At 43.4% G+C, this 18,787-nt stretch carries 16 protein-coding genes; 14 read left to right on the forward strand and 2 right to left on the reverse strand.

Features of this window, described 5'->3' with window-relative positions:
• The first annotated feature begins 78 nt into the window (after nucleotides 1–78).
• The 7 genes from RT269_RS01410 to RT269_RS01440 all read left to right on the forward strand — a co-directional run bounded on the left by RT269_RS01410 (nucleotide 79) and on the right by RT269_RS01440 (nucleotide 7,541).
• A complete protein-coding gene (locus RT269_RS01410; protein ID WP_313180220.1) occupies nucleotides 79–1,572 on the forward strand; it encodes a hypothetical protein in 1,494 nt (497 codons plus the stop codon).
• Nucleotides 1,573–1,598: 26 nt separating this feature from the next.
• Nucleotides 1,599–2,825 (forward strand): peptidase T, encoded by a 1,227-nt coding sequence (gene pepT, locus RT269_RS01415; protein WP_313180221.1) that lies wholly within the window; start codon nucleotides 1,599–1,601, stop codon nucleotides 2,823–2,825.
• A gap of 114 nt (nucleotides 2,826–2,939) precedes the next feature.
• Entirely contained in the window at nucleotides 2,940–3,428 is a 489-nt protein-coding gene (locus tag RT269_RS01420; RefSeq protein ID WP_313180222.1) for a MarR family winged helix-turn-helix transcriptional regulator, read from the forward strand.
• Between the two features lie 328 nt (nucleotides 3,429–3,756).
• On the forward strand, nucleotides 3,757–4,590 hold the full coding sequence (locus RT269_RS01425) for an ornithine carbamoyltransferase (RefSeq protein WP_313180223.1): 834 nt from the start codon (nucleotides 3,757–3,759) through the stop codon (nucleotides 4,588–4,590).
• A gap of 43 nt (nucleotides 4,591–4,633) precedes the next feature.
• A complete protein-coding gene (locus RT269_RS01430; RefSeq protein ID WP_313180224.1) occupies nucleotides 4,634–5,662 on the forward strand; it encodes a DUF2628 domain-containing protein in 1,029 nt (342 codons plus the stop codon).
• A 128-nt stretch (nucleotides 5,663–5,790) separates the two neighbouring features.
• Nucleotides 5,791–6,237 (forward strand): DUF3788 family protein, encoded by a 447-nt coding sequence (locus RT269_RS01435; protein ID WP_313180225.1) that lies wholly within the window; start codon nucleotides 5,791–5,793, stop codon nucleotides 6,235–6,237.
• Nucleotides 6,238–6,467: 230 nt separating this feature from the next.
• A complete protein-coding gene (locus RT269_RS01440) occupies nucleotides 6,468–7,541 on the forward strand; it encodes a lactonase family protein (protein ID WP_313180226.1) in 1,074 nt (357 codons plus the stop codon).
• Nucleotides 7,542–7,727: 186 nt separating this feature from the next.
• On the opposite strand, the gene RT269_RS01445 is transcribed toward RT269_RS01440, so the two are convergent.
• Nucleotides 7,728–8,585 (reverse strand): alpha/beta hydrolase, encoded by an 858-nt coding sequence (locus RT269_RS01445; protein ID WP_313180227.1) that lies wholly within the window; start codon nucleotides 8,583–8,585, stop codon nucleotides 7,728–7,730.
• Nucleotides 8,494–10,071, reverse strand: a complete 1,578-nt coding sequence (locus RT269_RS01450) for an extracellular solute-binding protein (RefSeq protein ID WP_313180228.1) — start codon at nucleotides 10,069–10,071, stop codon at nucleotides 8,494–8,496. The genes RT269_RS01445 and RT269_RS01450 overlap by 92 nt, the downstream gene beginning before the upstream one ends.
• Before the next feature lie 406 nt (nucleotides 10,072–10,477).
• Here RT269_RS01450 and RT269_RS01455 point away from each other — a divergent pair, with 406 nt between their 5' ends.
• The 7 genes from RT269_RS01455 (at nucleotide 10,478) to RT269_RS01485 (ending at nucleotide 18,782) form a co-directional block, all read left to right on the forward strand.
• Nucleotides 10,478–11,389 (forward strand): ABC transporter permease, encoded by a 912-nt coding sequence (locus RT269_RS01455; RefSeq protein WP_313180229.1) that lies wholly within the window; start codon nucleotides 10,478–10,480, stop codon nucleotides 11,387–11,389.
• Nucleotides 11,386–12,267, forward strand: a complete 882-nt coding sequence (locus RT269_RS01460; protein ID WP_313180230.1) for a carbohydrate ABC transporter permease — start codon at nucleotides 11,386–11,388, stop codon at nucleotides 12,265–12,267. The genes RT269_RS01455 and RT269_RS01460 overlap by 4 nt, the downstream gene beginning before the upstream one ends.
• A 32-nt stretch (nucleotides 12,268–12,299) precedes the next feature.
• On the forward strand, nucleotides 12,300–14,534 hold the full coding sequence (locus RT269_RS01465) for a helix-turn-helix transcriptional regulator (protein ID WP_313180231.1): 2,235 nt from the start codon (nucleotides 12,300–12,302) through the stop codon (nucleotides 14,532–14,534).
• Nucleotides 14,535–14,561: 27 nt separating this feature from the next.
• Nucleotides 14,562–15,851, forward strand: coding sequence for a Gfo/Idh/MocA family protein (locus RT269_RS01470; protein WP_313180232.1), 1,290 nt, complete (start codon nucleotides 14,562–14,564; stop codon nucleotides 15,849–15,851).
• A gap of 9 nt (nucleotides 15,852–15,860) precedes the next feature.
• Nucleotides 15,861–17,057 (forward strand): mandelate racemase/muconate lactonizing enzyme family protein, encoded by a 1,197-nt coding sequence (locus RT269_RS01475; protein WP_313180233.1) that lies wholly within the window; start codon nucleotides 15,861–15,863, stop codon nucleotides 17,055–17,057.
• Nucleotides 17,058–17,074: 17 nt separating this feature from the next.
• The gene (locus RT269_RS01480) at nucleotides 17,075–18,016 is read left to right on the forward strand and encodes a 2-hydroxyacid dehydrogenase (protein WP_313180234.1); all 942 of its coding nucleotides are present in this window, start codon (nucleotides 17,075–17,077) and stop codon (nucleotides 18,014–18,016) included.
• Between the two features lie 295 nt (nucleotides 18,017–18,311).
• A complete protein-coding gene (locus RT269_RS01485; RefSeq protein ID WP_313180235.1) occupies nucleotides 18,312–18,782 on the forward strand; it encodes a PTS sugar transporter subunit IIA in 471 nt (156 codons plus the stop codon).
• Nucleotides 18,783–18,787: the final 5 nt, after the last annotated feature.

An 18,787-nucleotide genomic window follows, 5' to 3' on the forward strand; every position in this document is an offset into this window, starting at 1 on the left:
TTTGTGTACATAGAGCCATGGACAGCCTGATTGTTCCATGTTATAATTAAAAAATGGAAATTATGGGAGGCAATGGGTATGAAAGAACAGATGTCTGGCAGGATGAAACGGATGACGCGGATTTACCACTGGGTGTTACCGGTTATTTTCCTGTATATCACCGCCGTTTCCTTTTTTGGTGCAGGAATGGGCATGAAGCTTTTGGGAAATACGAAATCTGATGTGGAACCGATGGAGTTTCATGTGTATGATGGCGCAGATATTTACAGCAGCTTAAAGGCCCATATGATGACCTGGGAGTTTGCGTCGGATTTTAAGGAAACCAATCATTATTACTTTGCTTATGATGTAAACCTGCTTCCTTATATTGTACAGGTCCATGGGGACCTGCCTGAGAAATATTTACAGATCCAATCCTATTTGTACGATGAGTCCGAGGAAACACCGGAGCCTGCGGTATTTTACGGCATGTCGTCGCGCATTGAGGCTGATATCCGGGAGTATGCCATGGAAAGCTACAATGAGATGTGGGGAGAGAAACTTGTAACGGAGGATAATTTTTCGGATTATTTCGGAGAATACTATCTGGATACCACCAGAAAGCCGGCCTCCAATGCTTCGGAAACAATTTCTCTCATTTTTTCGTTCGGATTTCTGGCCTTCCTGGCAGGAACCTTGCTTTTGGTATGGAAGCTTAACAGCCGGAGGTTTAAGATAAGCCGCGCAACCTTAAAGTCATGGACGGGAGAAAGACTGCTTGCTTTAGACAGACAGCTTAATGGGGCCAGTACCTCCTCCTATGAAAAAGAACAGCTTTATTTGACCAATGATTATATCATTGCCAATGCAGAGGGATTTGATATTATCCCATATGATGCTGTTGTGCGGATTTATGATACCTCCTCTGCAACGGGAAAAAGGCTTATGGTTGAAACGAAGGATCAAAAATACCATACTCTTGCTATGGGGGGAAGAAAGAACAAGGATGGGTTCCAGGAACTCATCGGCCAGGTGAAAAGGAAAATTGAGGATAAAAAAGAGGAATTGCCGGAAAATATTCTGACAGGTGAATACCGCATGGATCCTGAACATGTGGATCCGGAAGCAATCCTTCAGATATCCGCCTCCCTTGATCAGAAGCCGTCCAATCCGTTCTTTGGCGTGATCGGGGCGCTGTTTGCCTCTCTTTTAGGAGTGGGGCTTTGGGTGCTCATCGGCCAGGTGGGGTTTGTTGCCGGAATAGCTGGGTTTATTATGCTTAAGCTTGCCTTAAGCGGCTATCAGAAGCTTGGAGGCTCACTGGATAAAAAGGGAGCCGTCATTTGTCTTATTGTAACAGCCGGAATGATCACCGGAGCCAATCTTCTGGATTATGCAGTATCCATGACAAGGGGATACTTCCAGTATGAAGCCAGTTTTGAAACCTTGTCCTATGTTTTCTCTAACTTTGGAAAGCTGATGTCCGATATGGATATGTGGAGAGGATTTTTCATTGACCTTGCCATTGGTTACGGCCTGTCCATATGGTCCGCGGCAGGAGCTATAAAATCCATTTTAAATATGGAAAAATAAATCTTAGAAAAAGAGGCGATTTGATTATGTTACAAGTATTAGATAATTTTTTAAAGTATATATCCTTTGACACACAGTCTAAGGAGGATATGGAGGCAGTTCCCAGTACGGAAAAGCAGCGGGTATTAGCCAGAGAACTGGCAGCCCAGCTTCAGACCATGAAGGCGGAGCATGTGATGGTGGATGAGCATAGCTACGTTTATGCCACCATACCTGCCACCATGGAAAAGCCAGTCCCTGTGCTTGGCTTTATTGCCCATATGGATACAGCACCTGCATATTCCGGGACGGAAGTGAAGCCGCAGATCGTGAAAAATTATGACGGCGGTGATATTCTGCTGAATAAAGAAACCGGACTGGTCATGAAAGCAAGTGATTTTCCGGATTTATTAAAGTACAAGGGGCAGGATATCATTACAACGGACGGAACCACCCTGCTGGGTGCGGATGACAAAGCCGGAGTTGCCGAGATCATGACTATGGCGGAGTATCTTTTATCCCATCCGGAGATTCCTCATGGAACCATCCGCATTGGCTTTACACCGGATGAAGAGGTTGGAAGAGGCGCAGATTTCTTTGATGTAAAGGGTTTTGGCGCAGATGTGGCTTATACCGTAGACGGCGGTGGCTTAGGAGAACTGGAGTATGAGAATTTCAATGCAGCTTCCGCAAAGGTCCGGGTGCACGGCTCCAGCATTCACCCAGGATCTTCTAAGGGAAGAATGAGGAATGCCCTGCTGATGGCTATGGAGTTCCACAATATGCTTCCAGCCTCTGAAAATCCTATGTATACGGAAGGATATGAGGGATTTTTCCACTTGGATTCTATGAGCGGAACGGTGGAAGAAGCCCGCATGGATTATATTATCCGGGATCACAGCAAAGAGAGATTTGAAGAGAAAAAGGCATTTATGGAGAGGGTGGCGGAATATCTCAACAGCCGCTATCATGCAGGGACCGTAGAACTTACCTTAAAGGACAGTTACTATAACATGAAGGAAAAGATCCAGCCTCACATGTACCTGATCGATATAGCAAAGACTTCCATGGAGGAAATCGGAATAGAACCTCTGATAACTCCAATCCGCGGAGGGACGGATGGCGCCCGTTTGTCTTATGAAGGGCTTCCTTGTCCAAACCTGTGCACCGGAGGCTATAACTTCCATGGAAAGTTTGAGTTCATTCCCGTTCAGTCCATGGAGAAGGTGGTAGAACTGCTTCTTAAAATCGTAGAGAAATTTACGGAAAGATAATATGCAGAGGGAATAGTACCCTGCAGCTCAGATTAAAAAAGCAGCTATTGACAAAGTAGGATTCTACTCGTATACCATTAGTAGAATTCTACTTTGATTTTTGGAGGTGATCTTATGCTTTCAGCCTTAAGTAAACCAAGTGCTGATTTTTATATACAGAGTATTGCGCTGTCCTTGCGCTATATGAACGATCAAAAGTTAGAGGAATTCGGCATAACGAACCAGCAAGCCCGGCTATTGGGGGGAATCAGCAGCAGTCTTTACGATGGAGCTAATATCAGCCGCAAGTTTTTGGAGGATATGATGCAGCTAAAAGGCCCATCGGTAACCAGCTTATTAAATGGCTTAGAGAAGAATGGCTTTATTATTCGTTATAGCCGTGAAGATGATGGCCGTGCAATGAATATCAAGGTTACTGAAAAAGGTGATAAGGTTTTAGAAGCGCTGCGTGACGTATTTAAAAGCACAGAACAACAGCTACATAGCGGTATGACGACTGCAGAACAGGAACAATTTTTGATGTTACTTCAAAAAGCTCATGATAACCTTTCACGGAGTAAGCGTTCAGGAAATACAAGGCCGGTAGATGCAGGGAAGGTATAAGCAGGCACATTGAGCGGTAGAAAATAAAGATGCTGCTTGCTATTATCTTCAGTGTTTGTGTAGAACTCTATATATTTTTTGATTACTTATGTAGGGTTCTACATATATATAAAACCTGCTTAATCCACTGGAAAGTTAGAAATTCAAAGCAAAAAACGTGCATTTTAGAACATAATATACTTTTTTGATAGAAATATATTAAAATAATAAAATATTGAATTTTTGTCTTTTTATATTTTTTTTGATTCGTAAAAAATACAGGGGTTAACAAGGAAATTACCGAATAGAATCATTCGTTTAGTAAGATATGTTAAGGAGTGATTAGAAGATGAGAAATCTGATAGAACTTACTGATTTGACAGTTAACGAGGTACAAAGGATTTTCAATATAGCTGATAAAATGAACAAAGGGGAATATGAAAAATGCTTTAAAGGAAAAACGATCATTTTATTTTTTCCATCTTCAAGCATACGCACCCGCGTTACTTTTGAGAAAGGGATATTTGATCTTGGAGGGCAATCTATTCTTTTCCCAAGTGATGCTTTAGATAAAAAAGAAGAGATAAAAGATGTAGTCAATTATCTGCATAATTGGGCCGATTGTATTGTAGTCAGGCACGCTGATATTGATTTGATTGCACGGATGGCAGAGTGTAATTTACTTCCAATCGTTAATGCTATGACCGGTGTTAACCATCCCTGTGAAATTCTTTCTGATTTATATTCATTATCAAAAATCCGAAAAGATTACCTTGATCTGAATTATCTGTTTGTAGGTGCCCCAGGGAATATAGGGAATGCATGGGCTGAAGCAAAAAAGGTATTAGGCATCAATATTAAGCAGTGTTGCCCAGCAGGGTATGAGATAAGCGGATTAACTGCTGAGCATGATATCAATAAGGCTATCGTGAACAGTGACATTATTCTTACAGATTCTTTGCCGTCAAAAGCGCTGTCTGACTTTTCGTCTTATCAGATAACGAACGAGCTTATGCAAAAAGCAAATGCCGGCGCTGTGTTAAATCCATGTCCTCCATTTTTCAGAGGTGAAGAAGTTTCCGCAGACGTAATAAATTCCAAATATTTTGCGGGATACAGTTTTAAGAAGCATCTTTTAATCATGCATCAGGCTATTATGTATTTTTCAATGTTCAATGACTGAAGGTCAGCCAGTTGCAAATCTTATTTACGAGGAGAAAAAAATTATGGAAAAAGAACTGCAATCACGAGATGATTGGGAGATGGAACTTTTTGTTGGGGAAAAATACTATTATTATAAAAAGCAATGGCAAGATAGAAATCCTAGCCAATCCTTTACAAGTTGGAACTGGGTTGCCTTCTTTTTTCCTTTTTACTGGTTGCTAGCAAGAAAGATGTATCGCAACGCATTCATTGTTTTCCTTGTCAGCATTTTTGCCTGGATCATTCCCTTTGGCGGGCTTGCTATCCATATTATTCTGGCTCTGTATGCAAATTACTTTTATTATCAAAAATATAATTTAACGAAGCAGGCGGTTCAAGGCTATCTTAAGGGAGAGGCAGAGGAATATTTAAAAAAGCACGGAGGAACTAATATTCCAGCCGTTTTTATTACTGTTTTTATTTTATTGTGCATTGTTTGTATTGGTATCGGAGTACTTATTTTCGTTGCAGGAAGTAAAGAAAATAAAGCTTCTGCCACTGTCGGGTCAACCTATGAAGTTTCCTCAGTTGGAGAGTCAACTTATGAGGGTTCCTCAATTGGAGAGTCAGCCCATGAAGTTGCATCTAGCGGAGAGTCAACCTATGAAATCACAACGAAAGGTAATGAGCTAACCTATACAATTCCTACATACCTCACGCAAAAGAATGACAGCGAAAGTGACCTGTATCTTGTGTCCGCCTCCGGTACCCAGATTGTGATGATAACACTTTATAATATTGACGACTTTTCAGAGTTGATAGATGAACAGTACTTTATAGATGCAGTTTCAGAAAATCTTGTGAGCTCAGATGACATCACAGAGATCAAAGAGGTATCAGATGCAGTTCTGCTCCCCTTAGACAGCCAAACACCTCAAATGTTATATTCTCTGATTGAAGAAGGTTCCGTTTTTTACGATTATATCACATGCACAAAAATCGGAGATTTTTATGCCCTTACTAATGTGGTCATTCGTCCCAGTCAATGGGAAAAGGATAAGCAGCATATTGCAGATATCATTTTAAGTGCAAAAGAACCTAATCATAGTTGATGATACTGTTCATATTTAGAGCCGTAAAAATGCCAATATACAAGCACCTCAATATAATATGTTGATTTAAGTAAATGTGAGTAACTATTAAGAAGGGTTGGTATTGTTGGAGGGATTGGTTAAGAAAAATGTATGAAAGAATGATGGATAAAAATATTCTGCCGGAAATAAACGACATTGAACGGCATATCGGTCTGAATGGTTGTAAGTACCTGCAGTTCTTAGAAGATGCATTAATGAAACGGTATGATATTCACCGTGAAATACGGTTTCCATTCGGTAATACTTACGGCTGGGGGTACAAATACTCCCATAAAACAAAACATCTTTGCTATACTTTTTTTGAGAAGGATGCAATCACAATCACCTTGCAAATAGGCGATAAAGAAGTACCGTTGCTCAATCAGGTATTAGCTACGCTTTCATCAAAAACGCAGTCCCTTTGGGAGAACCGCTATCCTTGCGGTAACAATGGCGGCTGGGTGCATGTCAGGATACTTTCAGAAGATGATTTAGATGATGTGATAAAGCTGATTGAAATAAGAAAGAAACCTCGCATTGTACAAGGTGAATAAAAAATGTAGATGATATTGACAATATTTATTCAAAGTGATACCATGCAGCTATGAGTTGGACTCGGGTTCCACTTGTAGAAGTTGTTATGGGTGATAAAACAGATCTCGCAGTGGCGGAGATCAGTTTATCGCTTAGGCTGTAAAGATAACCAGTGAGCGGATTGAGAATATCCGATTGACTGATATATTTTAATAAGCTAACAGCTAGTAGAAAGGATGGAATAAGAACTTTGAAACAATATTTTGTTATAGGCAGTTACACAGAACCAATTTTATTTGGAACAGGTGAGGTATTTCAAGGAAAAGGAAAGGGAATATCATTCTGTACATTTGAAGACGGCAAAATAGAAATAAAAAAAGAAATTGCCATTAAAAATCCTTCTTTCCTATGTGTAGATGAGATAAATAAAAAGATTTATGCAGTTAATGAGATGAAAGAATATTTGGGAAAGACCGGCGGCGGTATGACCCGGCTCACTTATGATGATGAAGGCAATATGAGCATAGAAGGAAGCTGGAATACTTTTGGGGAAGACCCTTGTCATATTGCAATTGGGCCAAACGGACAATTTGTTGCTATAGCTAATTATTCCAGTGGCTCAGTGACTGTATATCCAATTGATGAAAAAGGAAATGTTAAAAATGATTGCCAGTTATTTCAACATGAGGGCAGCAGCATTTATCAGTCACGTCAGGAAGGGCCCCATGCACATAGCTGTCTTTTTGCGCCGGATCAGGAACTGCTTTATGTCTCTGATCTGGGAATCGATAAGCTTGTAGCATATCGATATGAAGGAAGCGCTGCATATCCTGAGGCTGACGCTTCGGTTCGTGTACCTGCAGGAAGCGGCCCCAGATACGGAGAGTTCGGAAAAGATGGGAAGCATTTTTATTTGATTAATGAAATTAGTTCGCAGGTAATGCATTTTACATATGTTGCCGGCAAGATGGAATTTCAGAATGCCGTGAATACACTACCGTCGGATTTTGCCGGGAATAACACATGCTCTGACCTTCATATTACTCCAGATGGAAAATTTCTTTATGCATCGAATCGTGGACATGATAGTCTGGCATGTTATCAAATCAAAGAGGATGGAAGTCTGACATTCATTGAAAGGCAGTTTTCCGGTGGAAAAACGCCTAGGAATTTTGCAATTGACCTGACTGGAAGATATATTTTAGTTGGCAATCAAGACAGTGATACAATCACGGTATTTGAAATAGAAGATAATGGTCATATGAGTCAGGTAAACCAAATTAATACCGGGGCGCCTGTGTGTATCCGATTTTTTCAGCTGTAACTCTGGTTCAGTAAAATATCTATCTTGATTATAAAGAAGGTTTTAATGGAGATACACTCTATTGAAACCTTCTTTTTTATCTCTTATTCAAGCTTTTAATGCATAACCTGAATCCTCATAGCGATCCGATTTGAAGCAAATATGAGTTAATTGAGGACAAGACTTCATTTTACAATAGGGAAACACCTATATCATTGACTCAGAAAAGAAATGTTTCAACATCCGTTTTACCGCCTCATCCCAAAATTTCCAATCGTGTATCCCGCTCCATTTTTCAAAGGTAACCTTGTAAGGAAGATTTTGCAGATGCTGGTGAAGCCGTACCGATTCCGGATAAAGATGATCTTCTTTACCGCAGGCCATATAAATATCAGGGCGGGAGGGGGCGTCGGCATCCCGGGAGGCCAGGAAGAAAATATCATCTTCCGGAACCAGGTCACATTGTTCCCCGAAGATTCCCTGGAACTCCTGTTTTTTCGGATGGTCTTCCGGTGTTTCTGTTACATGCTTAAGAATATCCGTGACAGCGGAGATGGCTCCGCAGCCGGCATACCGGTCAGGATGAAGAAGGGCGGTTTTTAAGGCACCGTAGCCGCCCATGGACATTCCGGCAATATAACGGTCTTTGGAGTTGGTGCTGATATGAAACATGGATTCGCATAAATCCGGTAATTCTTCCGAAACATAGGTCTGGTAATCCAGTCCGTATTTCATGTTGCTGTAAAAGCTCCGGTTCACCTCCGGCATGATAATGGCGGTATTGTAAGCTTCTGCATATTGCTCCAGGCTGGTATAGCGGGTCCAGACGGAATAGTTGTGTGAGCGCCCGTGAAGCAGATACAGAGTCTTAACCGGTCGGTCCGTCCGGCAGAAATCCTGCGGAAGGATCGCGCAGACAGAAGTGACCATGCGGATGGATTCGGCTTTCAGCTCACAATGGAGAAAAGCCATATTATTTACCTGCCTGATACTGTTCCGTATACTCTTTGATAATCTGCTCACCGCCTGCAGCTTTCCAGTCCTCAATGGCGGCTTTCCACCCATCTAAATCCAACTCCCCAATTACATATTTGATTTTGGCATCATTGATCTGGTTTTCTAAATCTCCGCCGGTTTCCACATTGGTATCGGAGATGAACGGCAGTATTACGTTGTGTACTGCATACTGGGCATTTTCATTCATGAGACGGATGATCTTCTGGTTTAATTCCGGTTGGTTGTTTGCCGTTAAGTTCTGCGTAGTATAGAAAGGAGTAATCTGACGGATATCGTTGTATTTGCGGGCATAGATCTCGGACTGTTCCTTTGTCTGCTCTACACCTCCGTCCTTTACGGTATAGGATTCGCCCTCAATCCCCCAATTCATGCCGTCCGCCATTTCCGGATCGCCCAGTTTATCTAAGAAAGCCAACAGTTTTAACAGTTCTTCTTCTGTTTTGACTGCTGTTTTTGAAAATGCCAGGCCGCCGGTATATCCCTGGTAGCCGGTAATATGATAAGGCGCGTCAGGCTCTGCTTTTAACAGCTGGAAGATATCGGTCGTGGCATTTGGGTAAACGGCAGTCAAGTCGGTAACACGGGTTGCGGCGTCTTCTAAGTTTCCCAGAAACAACATGCCGGCGGCGCCGGATGTGAAGTTCTGCATTTCATCTTTGCAGATGGGGAAATCCTGATTGAATAAACCTTCGGAATAAGCCTGCTTAAACCATGTAAGGGATTTGGTGTAGGTATCATAATAGAATTCAGGCATAACATTTCCATTATCATCAATCCCCCAGGTGTTCGGCCCGCCCATATAGATGCTTAACAAGGTGGAAAAGCGGGGAAGTGCATTGTATTTTAAGGAGAAGCCGTAGGTGTCGTTTTTGCCGTTCTGATCCGGATCATTGTAGGTGAATGCATAGAGAACGTCGTGAAGTTCCTCTATTGTGGCCGGCATCTCCATACCTACAGCCTCCAGCCAATCCTGGCGGATGATTCCGCCTTCTCTGGATATTTCGCGCACCTTCGGTATTAAAACCTGCTGTCCGTCAATCTGGACATTTTTAAGAACCGTTTTATCAATCTGGCTTAGGTTAGGAAACCGGTCCAGGTACGGCCCTACGTCCCAGAACATTCCGGAGCGGACCGCGTTGACAAAACCGGCGCTTTTTACTTCGCGGATGGTGGTGATCTGCGGCAGGTCCTTGGAAGCGATCAGAGTATTGAGCTTCTCACTATAGGCGGACTGGGGTACCCAGGTAACCTTCACTTCAGAACCGGTATATTCGGATATTTTCTGTATCAGCGGATTGTCATCGGTGGGAGCCTCCGCACCGGTATAGTTTGCCATAAGCGTAATCAGCGGCAATGGATCTGCAGCGTCCTGGGATGAAAAAGTACTTCCTTCTGTCCTTGTCTGGCCGTCGGAAGAACCAGAGGCAGAACCGGCGGTATTCTTACCGCATGCGGCTGCAGATAATACCATGCCTGATGTAAGGCATACAAAAAGGATCTGTCTTCCTAACTTTACATTTTTTAATAAACCCATATAAACCTCCAAATTCGATCATGTTAGATCATTTTGTTTTTGTGTACACACTTAAATTGTAGTTATGGAGGTGAGATAAAGCAATAATCATCTTTACCCTGAAATTACCATGCGAAAATAAAATGGGATCATCAAAATACTCATTTTACAAAATACATACATGCTCATTTGCTTTTAAGGTAAGAAAATGAGCATGAGGGATAAAAATCATACAAGGTTTCTTGGATCGGTTGTGCAAAAGAGCGAAAAACAAGATTATTGAGTTATCCGTTTTGTATAAATATAATGTCAGTAGGAGATCTCCCAAAGCTTCTGTGAGCATGCTGACGAGCCGCTTACAGCAAGGACATGGAAACGTTCTTGTAGCAAACCATCAAACTGGATGCGAATCCGGAAAGGAGAAGATATGAAAATAAAGAGCGATTGGAAAAGAATCATGTCCTATAAGTGGCTGTATGTCATGCTGATCCCGGGCGTCGTTTATTATGCTCTGTTTAAATTTGGTCCTATGTTTGGTTTAATCGCTGCATTCAAAAACTACCAGCCGTTTCTCGGCTTTTTTGACAGCGAGTGGGTCGGACTTAAATACTTCATCCGTTTTTTTACGGATAAATCGTTTATGAAACTTTTAGGCAATACCCTGACCTTGTCACTGCTTAATCTGGCATTTTTCTTTCCTATGCCGATTTTAGTTGCATTGCTTCTGAATGAAGTGAAATGCGGCTGGTTTAAGCGGACCGTACAAAGCGTGGTCTATCTGCCCCACTTTTTATCATGGGTGGTAATCGTAGGGATTTCCTATACCTTGTTTACCTCCGACGGAGGAATTATAACGGAGGGCTTGAAGAAGCTGGGCATCGGACAGATGAACTTCTTAACCAGCCCCAGATGGCTTAAGCCTATGGTAGTGATACAGAACATATGGAAAGAAACCGGCTGGGGTACGATCATTTTCCTGGCTGCGCTGGCAGGAGTCAATATGGAAATGTACGAAGCGGCAGAACTGGATGGAGCCAGCAGGCTGCAGCAGGCATGGTACATCACATTGCCTGCAATTAAGACCACGATTATCACCATGCTGATTTTAAGATTGGGACATGTTATGGAATCCGGTTTTGACCAGCTGTATAATATGCAGAATGCGATGAACCGGGATGTGGCGGACGTATTTGATACCTATGTGTACCGCATGGGTCTGGTGAATGGACAGTTAAGTTATTCCACGGCGGTTGGCTTGTTCAAATCTCTGGTTGGGCTGTTTTTGGTTCTGACTGCGGACAAGATCTCTAAAAAAGTAGGAGAGGAAGGTATCTTATGAGGAAAGCGAGGCGATCCTACGGCGACAGGGTCTTTGATTTTATTGTTTACATACTGCTGGTGATCATAACGCTTGTTACGTTTTTCCCGATTCTCTACATTGTGGCAGGGTCTTTTGCTTCCGTAAAGGAACTGGCACTCAACCGCTTTCTCCTGATCCCAAAGGAGCCGACACTGGACGCTTACAAATATATTTTTTCCACCAGCACTCTCATGAGAAGTATGAGAGTAACGGTAATGGTGACCATTGCGGGCACCATCGTAAACCTGGTTATGACCTGCCTTATGGCATATCCGTTGTCCAGAAAGGAACTTCCCGGCAGAAGGCATCTGATGTATGCGGTTACTTTTACTCTGGTATTCAGCGGCGGAATGATCCCTACCTATCTGGTAGTTAATGGGCTGGGCCTGATTGACTCCTATGCTTCCCTCATCCTGCCGGGAGCGATCAGCAGTTTTAATCTGGTTCTGGTGAAAAATTTCTTTCAGGAGATTCCCCAGGACTTAATAGACTCCGCTAAGATAGACGGATGCAATGAAGCAGGGGTATTGGCTAAAATTGTTCTGCCCCTATCAAAGCCGGCCCTTGCGACCTTTACCATGTTTTACGCGGTTGGTCACTGGAATACCTTTCTGACCGCCCTGCTTTACTTAAACGACTCAAGGAAATGGACAATTCAGGTGTTGTTAAGGCAGATCGTGATCCTGGCCCAGGGTGGCATCGGAGATGAAGCTTCTATGGGAATGGAATTTGTCATTCCATCTCAGAGCGTAAAAATGGCTGTTATTGTGGTAGCAACCATGCCGATTGTATTGTTCTATCCTTTTATGCAAAAATATTTTGAGAAAGGAGTTATGGTAGGCTCGATAAAAGGATGAAATCCTTTATAATAGTACTGGGAGGTAAACAAATGAGAAAGAGAAAAAATCTATATTTTAGAAAAATATTCACAGTACTATTACTCATCGGGGTTTTACCGGTAGTTATTTTAATCATTGCAGTCAGAAGTATGACATCAGCCCAGATGAAAAGCTTGTATGAGGTACAGGCTTCTTCGATCCATAATAAAAGAAAACAGATTGAGGTCAGCTTGGAATATGTGGACAATTCCATGATACGGGGCGGTCTTAGCAGAGCCATCGTGGAAAGTGTAAGGAAGCCGCGGGAGGCAAGATATTTTCAGGATTTTAACGCCGCGGATGATCAGCTGAAGCTTTTAGGAGCGCTGTCCTTTCCGGTCGCAGATACCATACTGGTCAGCAGTCAACAAAGATGGGTCATGAGCCAGAAAAGCTTTCTGCCTATTTCAGAGTCTGTTTATGGCGAGTTGGTGGAGCAGCTGGAGAAAATTTCACAGTCTTCTTTTTGGCATTATGATGATTTATACATCTATCTGGTTGAAAGAATTCCGGTCAATGTCAGCACGGGAAACGGAATGCTGATCACGATCATCGATAAGAAAACGATTTACTATGAGCTTAATGGAGAAAATCAGAATGAGCAGGTGGTGATCCTGGATGCAAACGAAAAATGTATCGTGGGAGCAGCTGGAACAGAGGCAGTTGTGGAATATATAAAGGCCTCCCGTGAAAAATGGACGGCGTTGCAGGACGGTCAGCCTCAGCAGATTACCTTTTACAACGAAAACTATGTCTGCGCCGTATCCAGATCGGAGTTTAATGACTGGACGTACGTGTCCGTAATCTTAAATTCCGACTTAAAAAAAGGGATGGAGTCAGTCTATCACCTGGTATGGATTGTCATTGCCAGCATGATTTTTATTCTCTTAACGCTGGTTTACTGCTTTTCAAAGGTACTGTATCGCCCGATTGATGTGATCAATGAGCTGGTGGATAACAGTCTTTCGGAAGGGGACAAGAGGAAACTGGATTCCATCACATCTAAGGTCCATTATCTGGTAGAAAAGAATGTGGAACTGAAGAAACGGCTTTCGGACACAGAAGAATCTGAAAGAGAAATTTATTTAAGAAAAATATACCGGAATGAACCGGTCGCCATCAGCACGGAAGAATTGATTCGCCATAAGGTGATCACAGAGCCGATTGAAGGCCGTCATATTCATGTCATCGCAGTGAAATTCTACCTGACGGCGGAGAACAAAAAGGATGCGGAGATTTACCTCTTTGGGGTTAAAAACATCATTGCGGAATTGATGGGAACAGAGGACAGCTTTGTACCGGTAGCGGTTGACCAGGTGATTTATATCACCCATTATAAAGAGTACATGTCATCGGAGGGGGCTTTGCTTCAGCTTCAAAGAACCTGTGAGATGGTGGTTTTAGCCATTGCGCGGTATACAGGGCTGCAGGTCAATATTGGAATCAGCAGACAGGTGTTTTCGGCAGAGCAGCTTCCCACAGCGGTGGAAGAGTGTAAATCCGCGCTGCGAAAAGCGATTGGACGGTCAGGGGTTTGCATTTTCTCCGGCATCAATGAGGGAAAAGGAGTTGTGCTTTCAGAAATCCGGATCAAGCAAAAGCGCCTGAAGATTATTCAGTCGGTTCTGGAAGGAACAGAGGAACAGTGCAAGGATCATCTTGATGCATATTTTGAAAAACTGGATGGAGTGGATTACTATTTGTTTAAGCTTGAGGTCAACAAATTGTTATCCGATATTCTGGACTGCTATCATGAGTATTCCCTTCAGCCGGACTATGGAAAGATGAAAGAGATCGCGGATTTTGATATTACAAAAGATATCGATTCCATAGAAAAGCTGAAGCTGTATTTTTGGGAGTATTTCTTAAAACTTCTGAACCTCAAAGTAAAAGAGCCGACGGAGAGCCCGCGGGTGATTACGCAGATTACGGAGTATTTAAACCAGAATCTTGAAGAGGATATTTCTCTGGAACAATGCGCCAGACATTTTAATTATAATCCAAATTACTTGAGCCGGATGTTTAAAAAACAGTTTGGCAGGACCTATACCGAGTATGTCATTGATAAGAAACTGAAACGCTGCAAGGAACTGCTGTCAGGAACGGATTTGAGCATTCAGGAAATATCCGTTCGGCTGGGATACAACAGCCCCCAGAACTTCATTCGTGTGTTTAAAAAATATACTTTGATGACGCCGGGACAATACCGGAACCAGTTCAAAGGGAAGAAAGAGGAAAGCGAATAGCATTAGCCTGGAAAGGAAGGTTTAGATATGGGAAAAGTAAGATATGCACAGGTAGGAATCGGAGGACGTGCCAGGATGTATTATGAGGCATTGAGTTCGACGTATGCGGATTGCTGTGAACTGGTGGCTTTTTGTGATTTGAGCCAGACCAGAATGAATTACGCCAACCGCATGATCGGTGAGAAGTTTGGAAAGGAGCAGGTCCCAACATATCATTATACGAAATTTGAAGAGATGATGAAGGCAGAAACGCCGGACGTTGTGATCGTGACCAGTGTGGACCGGACCCATGATGAATATATTATAAAAGCGATGGAAATGGGTTGTGATGTGGTAACGGAGAAACCGCTTACCATTGATGAAAGGAAAGCTCAGTCCATCCTTGATGCACAGAAACGCACCGGACGCCACATCCGGGTGGCATTCAATTACCGGTATGCACCTCACCATACGAAGATCCGCCAACTGATTATGGAGGATACGGTGGGGGAGGTGTTTTCTGTTCATTTTGAATGGCTTTTAAACACACAGCATGGTGCGGACTATTACCGGAGGTGGCATAGAAATAAAGCCAACAGCGGCGGACTTTTAGTACATAAAGCGACCCACCATTTTGACCTGGTGAATTTCTGGCTGGGAACAGAGCCGGATACGGTATTTGCCTTTGGAGATTTGAATTTTTACGGACGCCATAACGCGGAAAAACGTGGGGTGACTGATTTTTATTACCGCTGTCATGGCAGTGAGGCGGCGAAGAAGGATCCTTTTGCCATTGATATGGAACGTAACCCGGTTTTAAAGGGGCTGTATCTGGAGGCGGAAGCGGACAGCGGCTATATCCGGGACCGGAGTGTGTTCGGGGATGATATCAGCATCGAAGATACCATGGCGGTAACCGTGCGGTATAAAAATAAGGCTATGATGACCTATTCCTTAAACAGCTATATGCCCTGGGAAGGTTTTCATGTTGCAATCAACGGTTCCAAGGGCAGGATCGAATATACGGCATTGGAGAAATCTTATATCAATGCCGGCGGAGACAAAAAGGAGGAGGGAGCGGCGAAATCCTATCAGATCCGGGTTTGCCCCATGTTTGGGAAGCCTTATGAGGTACCGGTGGAAAAAAAGGAAGGCGGACATGGCGGCGGCGATCCGGTGATGTTAGACGATTTATTCCTGCCGGGTAAAAATGAGGACAGGTTTCATCGGGCGGCGGATCATATAGCAGGCGTACAGTCCATATTAACCGGCGTGGCGGCGAACCGGTCCATTGCTTCAGGGCTTCCGGTGAAGATCGATTCCCTGGTAAAGTTTTAGGAGGATAGAATGTATAAAAAACATAAGGATTTTGCAGATTACCGCCCGGTTACTTCAGAGCAGCTGGATCTTGTCCTGGAAACACCGGTGCTGGATTTAACGGGACTTGACAAACCGATTGTGATTGACAGGATTGAGCTTTTATTCAACTGCGGTTTGTATTTTGTCAGAACGTCGTCAAAGGATGGATTGGTCGGAATTTCTGTGAGCAATGACCGGATCCAGTTCAGCTATCCCATACTGGAAAAGCTGATCGCCCCCTATTTTTTGCATAAGGACGCCAGGGACTTAGAAGCCCTCATAGAAGAAGTCTATGTATATGAAAGCAATTATAAGCTGGCCGGTATCCCTTATTATTCCTGCTTATCGGCGTTGGAACTGAGTATTCTGGATCTGCTGGCAAAGGCAAAGCAGGTATCGTTAGGCAGATTGTTCGGGGAACGGATTCACGATTCTGCCAATGTCTATGTTGCCAGTGGAAACCGCCATACGACGCCGGAAGAGGAACTGGAGATCCTTCGGGCGGAGGTCGAACGGATCGGTGCCAAAGCAATCAAATATAAGATTGGGGGCCGCATGAGCAAAAATAAGGATTCCATAGCCGGAAGAAGTGAGGAGCTGATCTATGGGACCAGAAGATTTTTCGGTGATGACATGATGATTCATGCGGATGGGAACGGTTCTTATGATGTGGAAACGGCGGTACATTTCGGACGTGTGATGGAGGAAATCAACGGATATTTTTATGAAGAACCTTGCCCCTTTGATGATCTGTGGGCGACAAAAGAAGTATGCGGCCGGCTTTCCATTCCCCTGGCATTCGGAGAGCAGGAAACCAGCCTGCGCCGGTTTAAGTGGTTGGTGGAAAGCCACGGAACCGATGTGATCCAGCCGGATATTCTCTATAACGGCGGACTGGTGCGGACGACTAAAGCAGCCAGGATGGCACAGCTTGCAGGCATGACGGTTACCCCTCACGTTTCCACCGGATTTTGCTTTGTATATATTCTGCATTTCTCCTCTTATACTCCGAATATCGGGAAGTACCAGGAGAATAAAAAGGGATTTGAAATTAGTAATGAGTTGTTGGGCGGGCAGTTGACCCTGTCCGATGGGCGTCTGAATATTCCGGATTCCATAGGAATCGGAATCTGCGAGGGCCATACCATATTGAAAAAAGCGCTGAAACTATTTGTACTGAAATAAAACGGGAGAACAAGAATATGAAGATGGTGATCATAGAGCCTTTAGGAGTTGCAGATGAAAGACTGCTTGAAATGGCAGGGTGTTTAAAGGATAAGGTGGAGATTGTTTATTATAACACCAGGACTTCTGATACGGAAGAATTGATTGAACGGGGAAAGGATGCGGATATCATCGTGGTGTCCAATCTGCCTTTAAATGCCCAGGTCATGGAAGGATGCAAAAATTTGAAGCTTCTTTCAGTCGCCTTTACCGGAGTGGATCATATCGCTATGGATGTGTGCCGGAAAAATGGAGTCACGGTTTGCAACAGCGCGGGATATTCTACCTGCGCCGTAGCGGATCTTGTGTTTGGTATGCTGATCGCCCTGTACCGCAACATCATTCCCTGTGACAAGGCCTGCCGGATGGAGGGAACAAAGGAAGGGTTGACCGGCTTTGAACTGGAGGGCAAAAAATTCGGCGTAGTGGGAACCGGAGCGATCGGACTTCGTGTTGCAGCGATTGCCCAGGCGTTCGGATGTGAGGTCTTTGCATACAGCAGAACAAGGAAGGAAGTGCAGGGATTAAAGTATGTCGATTTGGATTCTTTGCTGGCAGAGTGCGATATTATTTCACTGCATACACCGTTGAATGAGGAGACGAAAGGTCTGATAAATAAAGAAAAGATTGGTTTGATGAAAAAAAACGCAGTGCTGATTAATACGTCACGAGGTCCGGTAGTGGATTCAGAGGCACTTACAGAGGCACTAAAGGCAGGTACAATTGCAGGAGCATGTATAGACGTATTTGAAAATGAGCCGCCGGTAGCAAAGGAGCATCCGCTTTTGACAGCACCGAATACAATTGTAACACCGCATATCGCATTTGCATCAAAGGAAGCGTTGGTGAAGCGGGCAGAGCTTGTGTTTGATAATGTGGTTAAGTACTTGGCGGGAGAATTTCAGAACATAGTAAGATAAGATTCAGGATACGCCATTTATATTGGCGGGTAATGGCAGACGTTGATGGATTTTAGAGATAGAATAGATAGAAATGGCCACTCAGTTTGACTGATGTGGCCTTTTGCAATAAATATGAAAGTTAATTGAGGCCACATGGACTGGCCTTTTTTTCATGAGTCCAATTTTGCACAATGGTAAGATTGATAATTGTACACAACGGTTGTGGATTGGGAGTTGGTCCAATGGTATAATTTGCACATAACAAATTGCTTGATTATTACCGGTAAATGATAAGCATTAAAGGAGGTTACATTTGAAAAAGGATATGTTATTTCGGGATCTGGTTCAGCTGGACTTAGAAGCGGCGGACCAGACCGAAGTGTTTAAACGGCTGGCAGACATTCTGTTTAAAAAAGGATTTGTTAAAGAAACTTATCTGGATTCACTAAAGGTAAGGGAAGAACGCTATCCCACAGCACTGCCCATTAAGCCTTATCCGGTTGCCATTCCCCATACAGATATCAGCCAGATCATCCGGCCGTTTATTGCTCCTGTCCGGCTGAAAGAAGCTGTTGAATGGAGGGAAATGGCAAACAATGATGAAGTCCATCAAGTCAGATTTGTTTTTATGCTGGGATTTTTAAAATCAGATGAGCACATCGACCTGCTTCAGATATTGGTGGAGAATTTTCAGAATGAGGAATTAATGGAGCATTTAAACAATGCCAAAACAGCAGATGAATACTTTGAGCTGGTCTGCGGCATCAAGGGTATGGAATCGTAAGGATC

It is taken from the genome of Lacrimispora sp., assembly GCF_032078915.1.
Lineage (GTDB): Bacteria > Bacillota > Clostridia > Lachnospirales > Lachnospiraceae > Lacrimispora.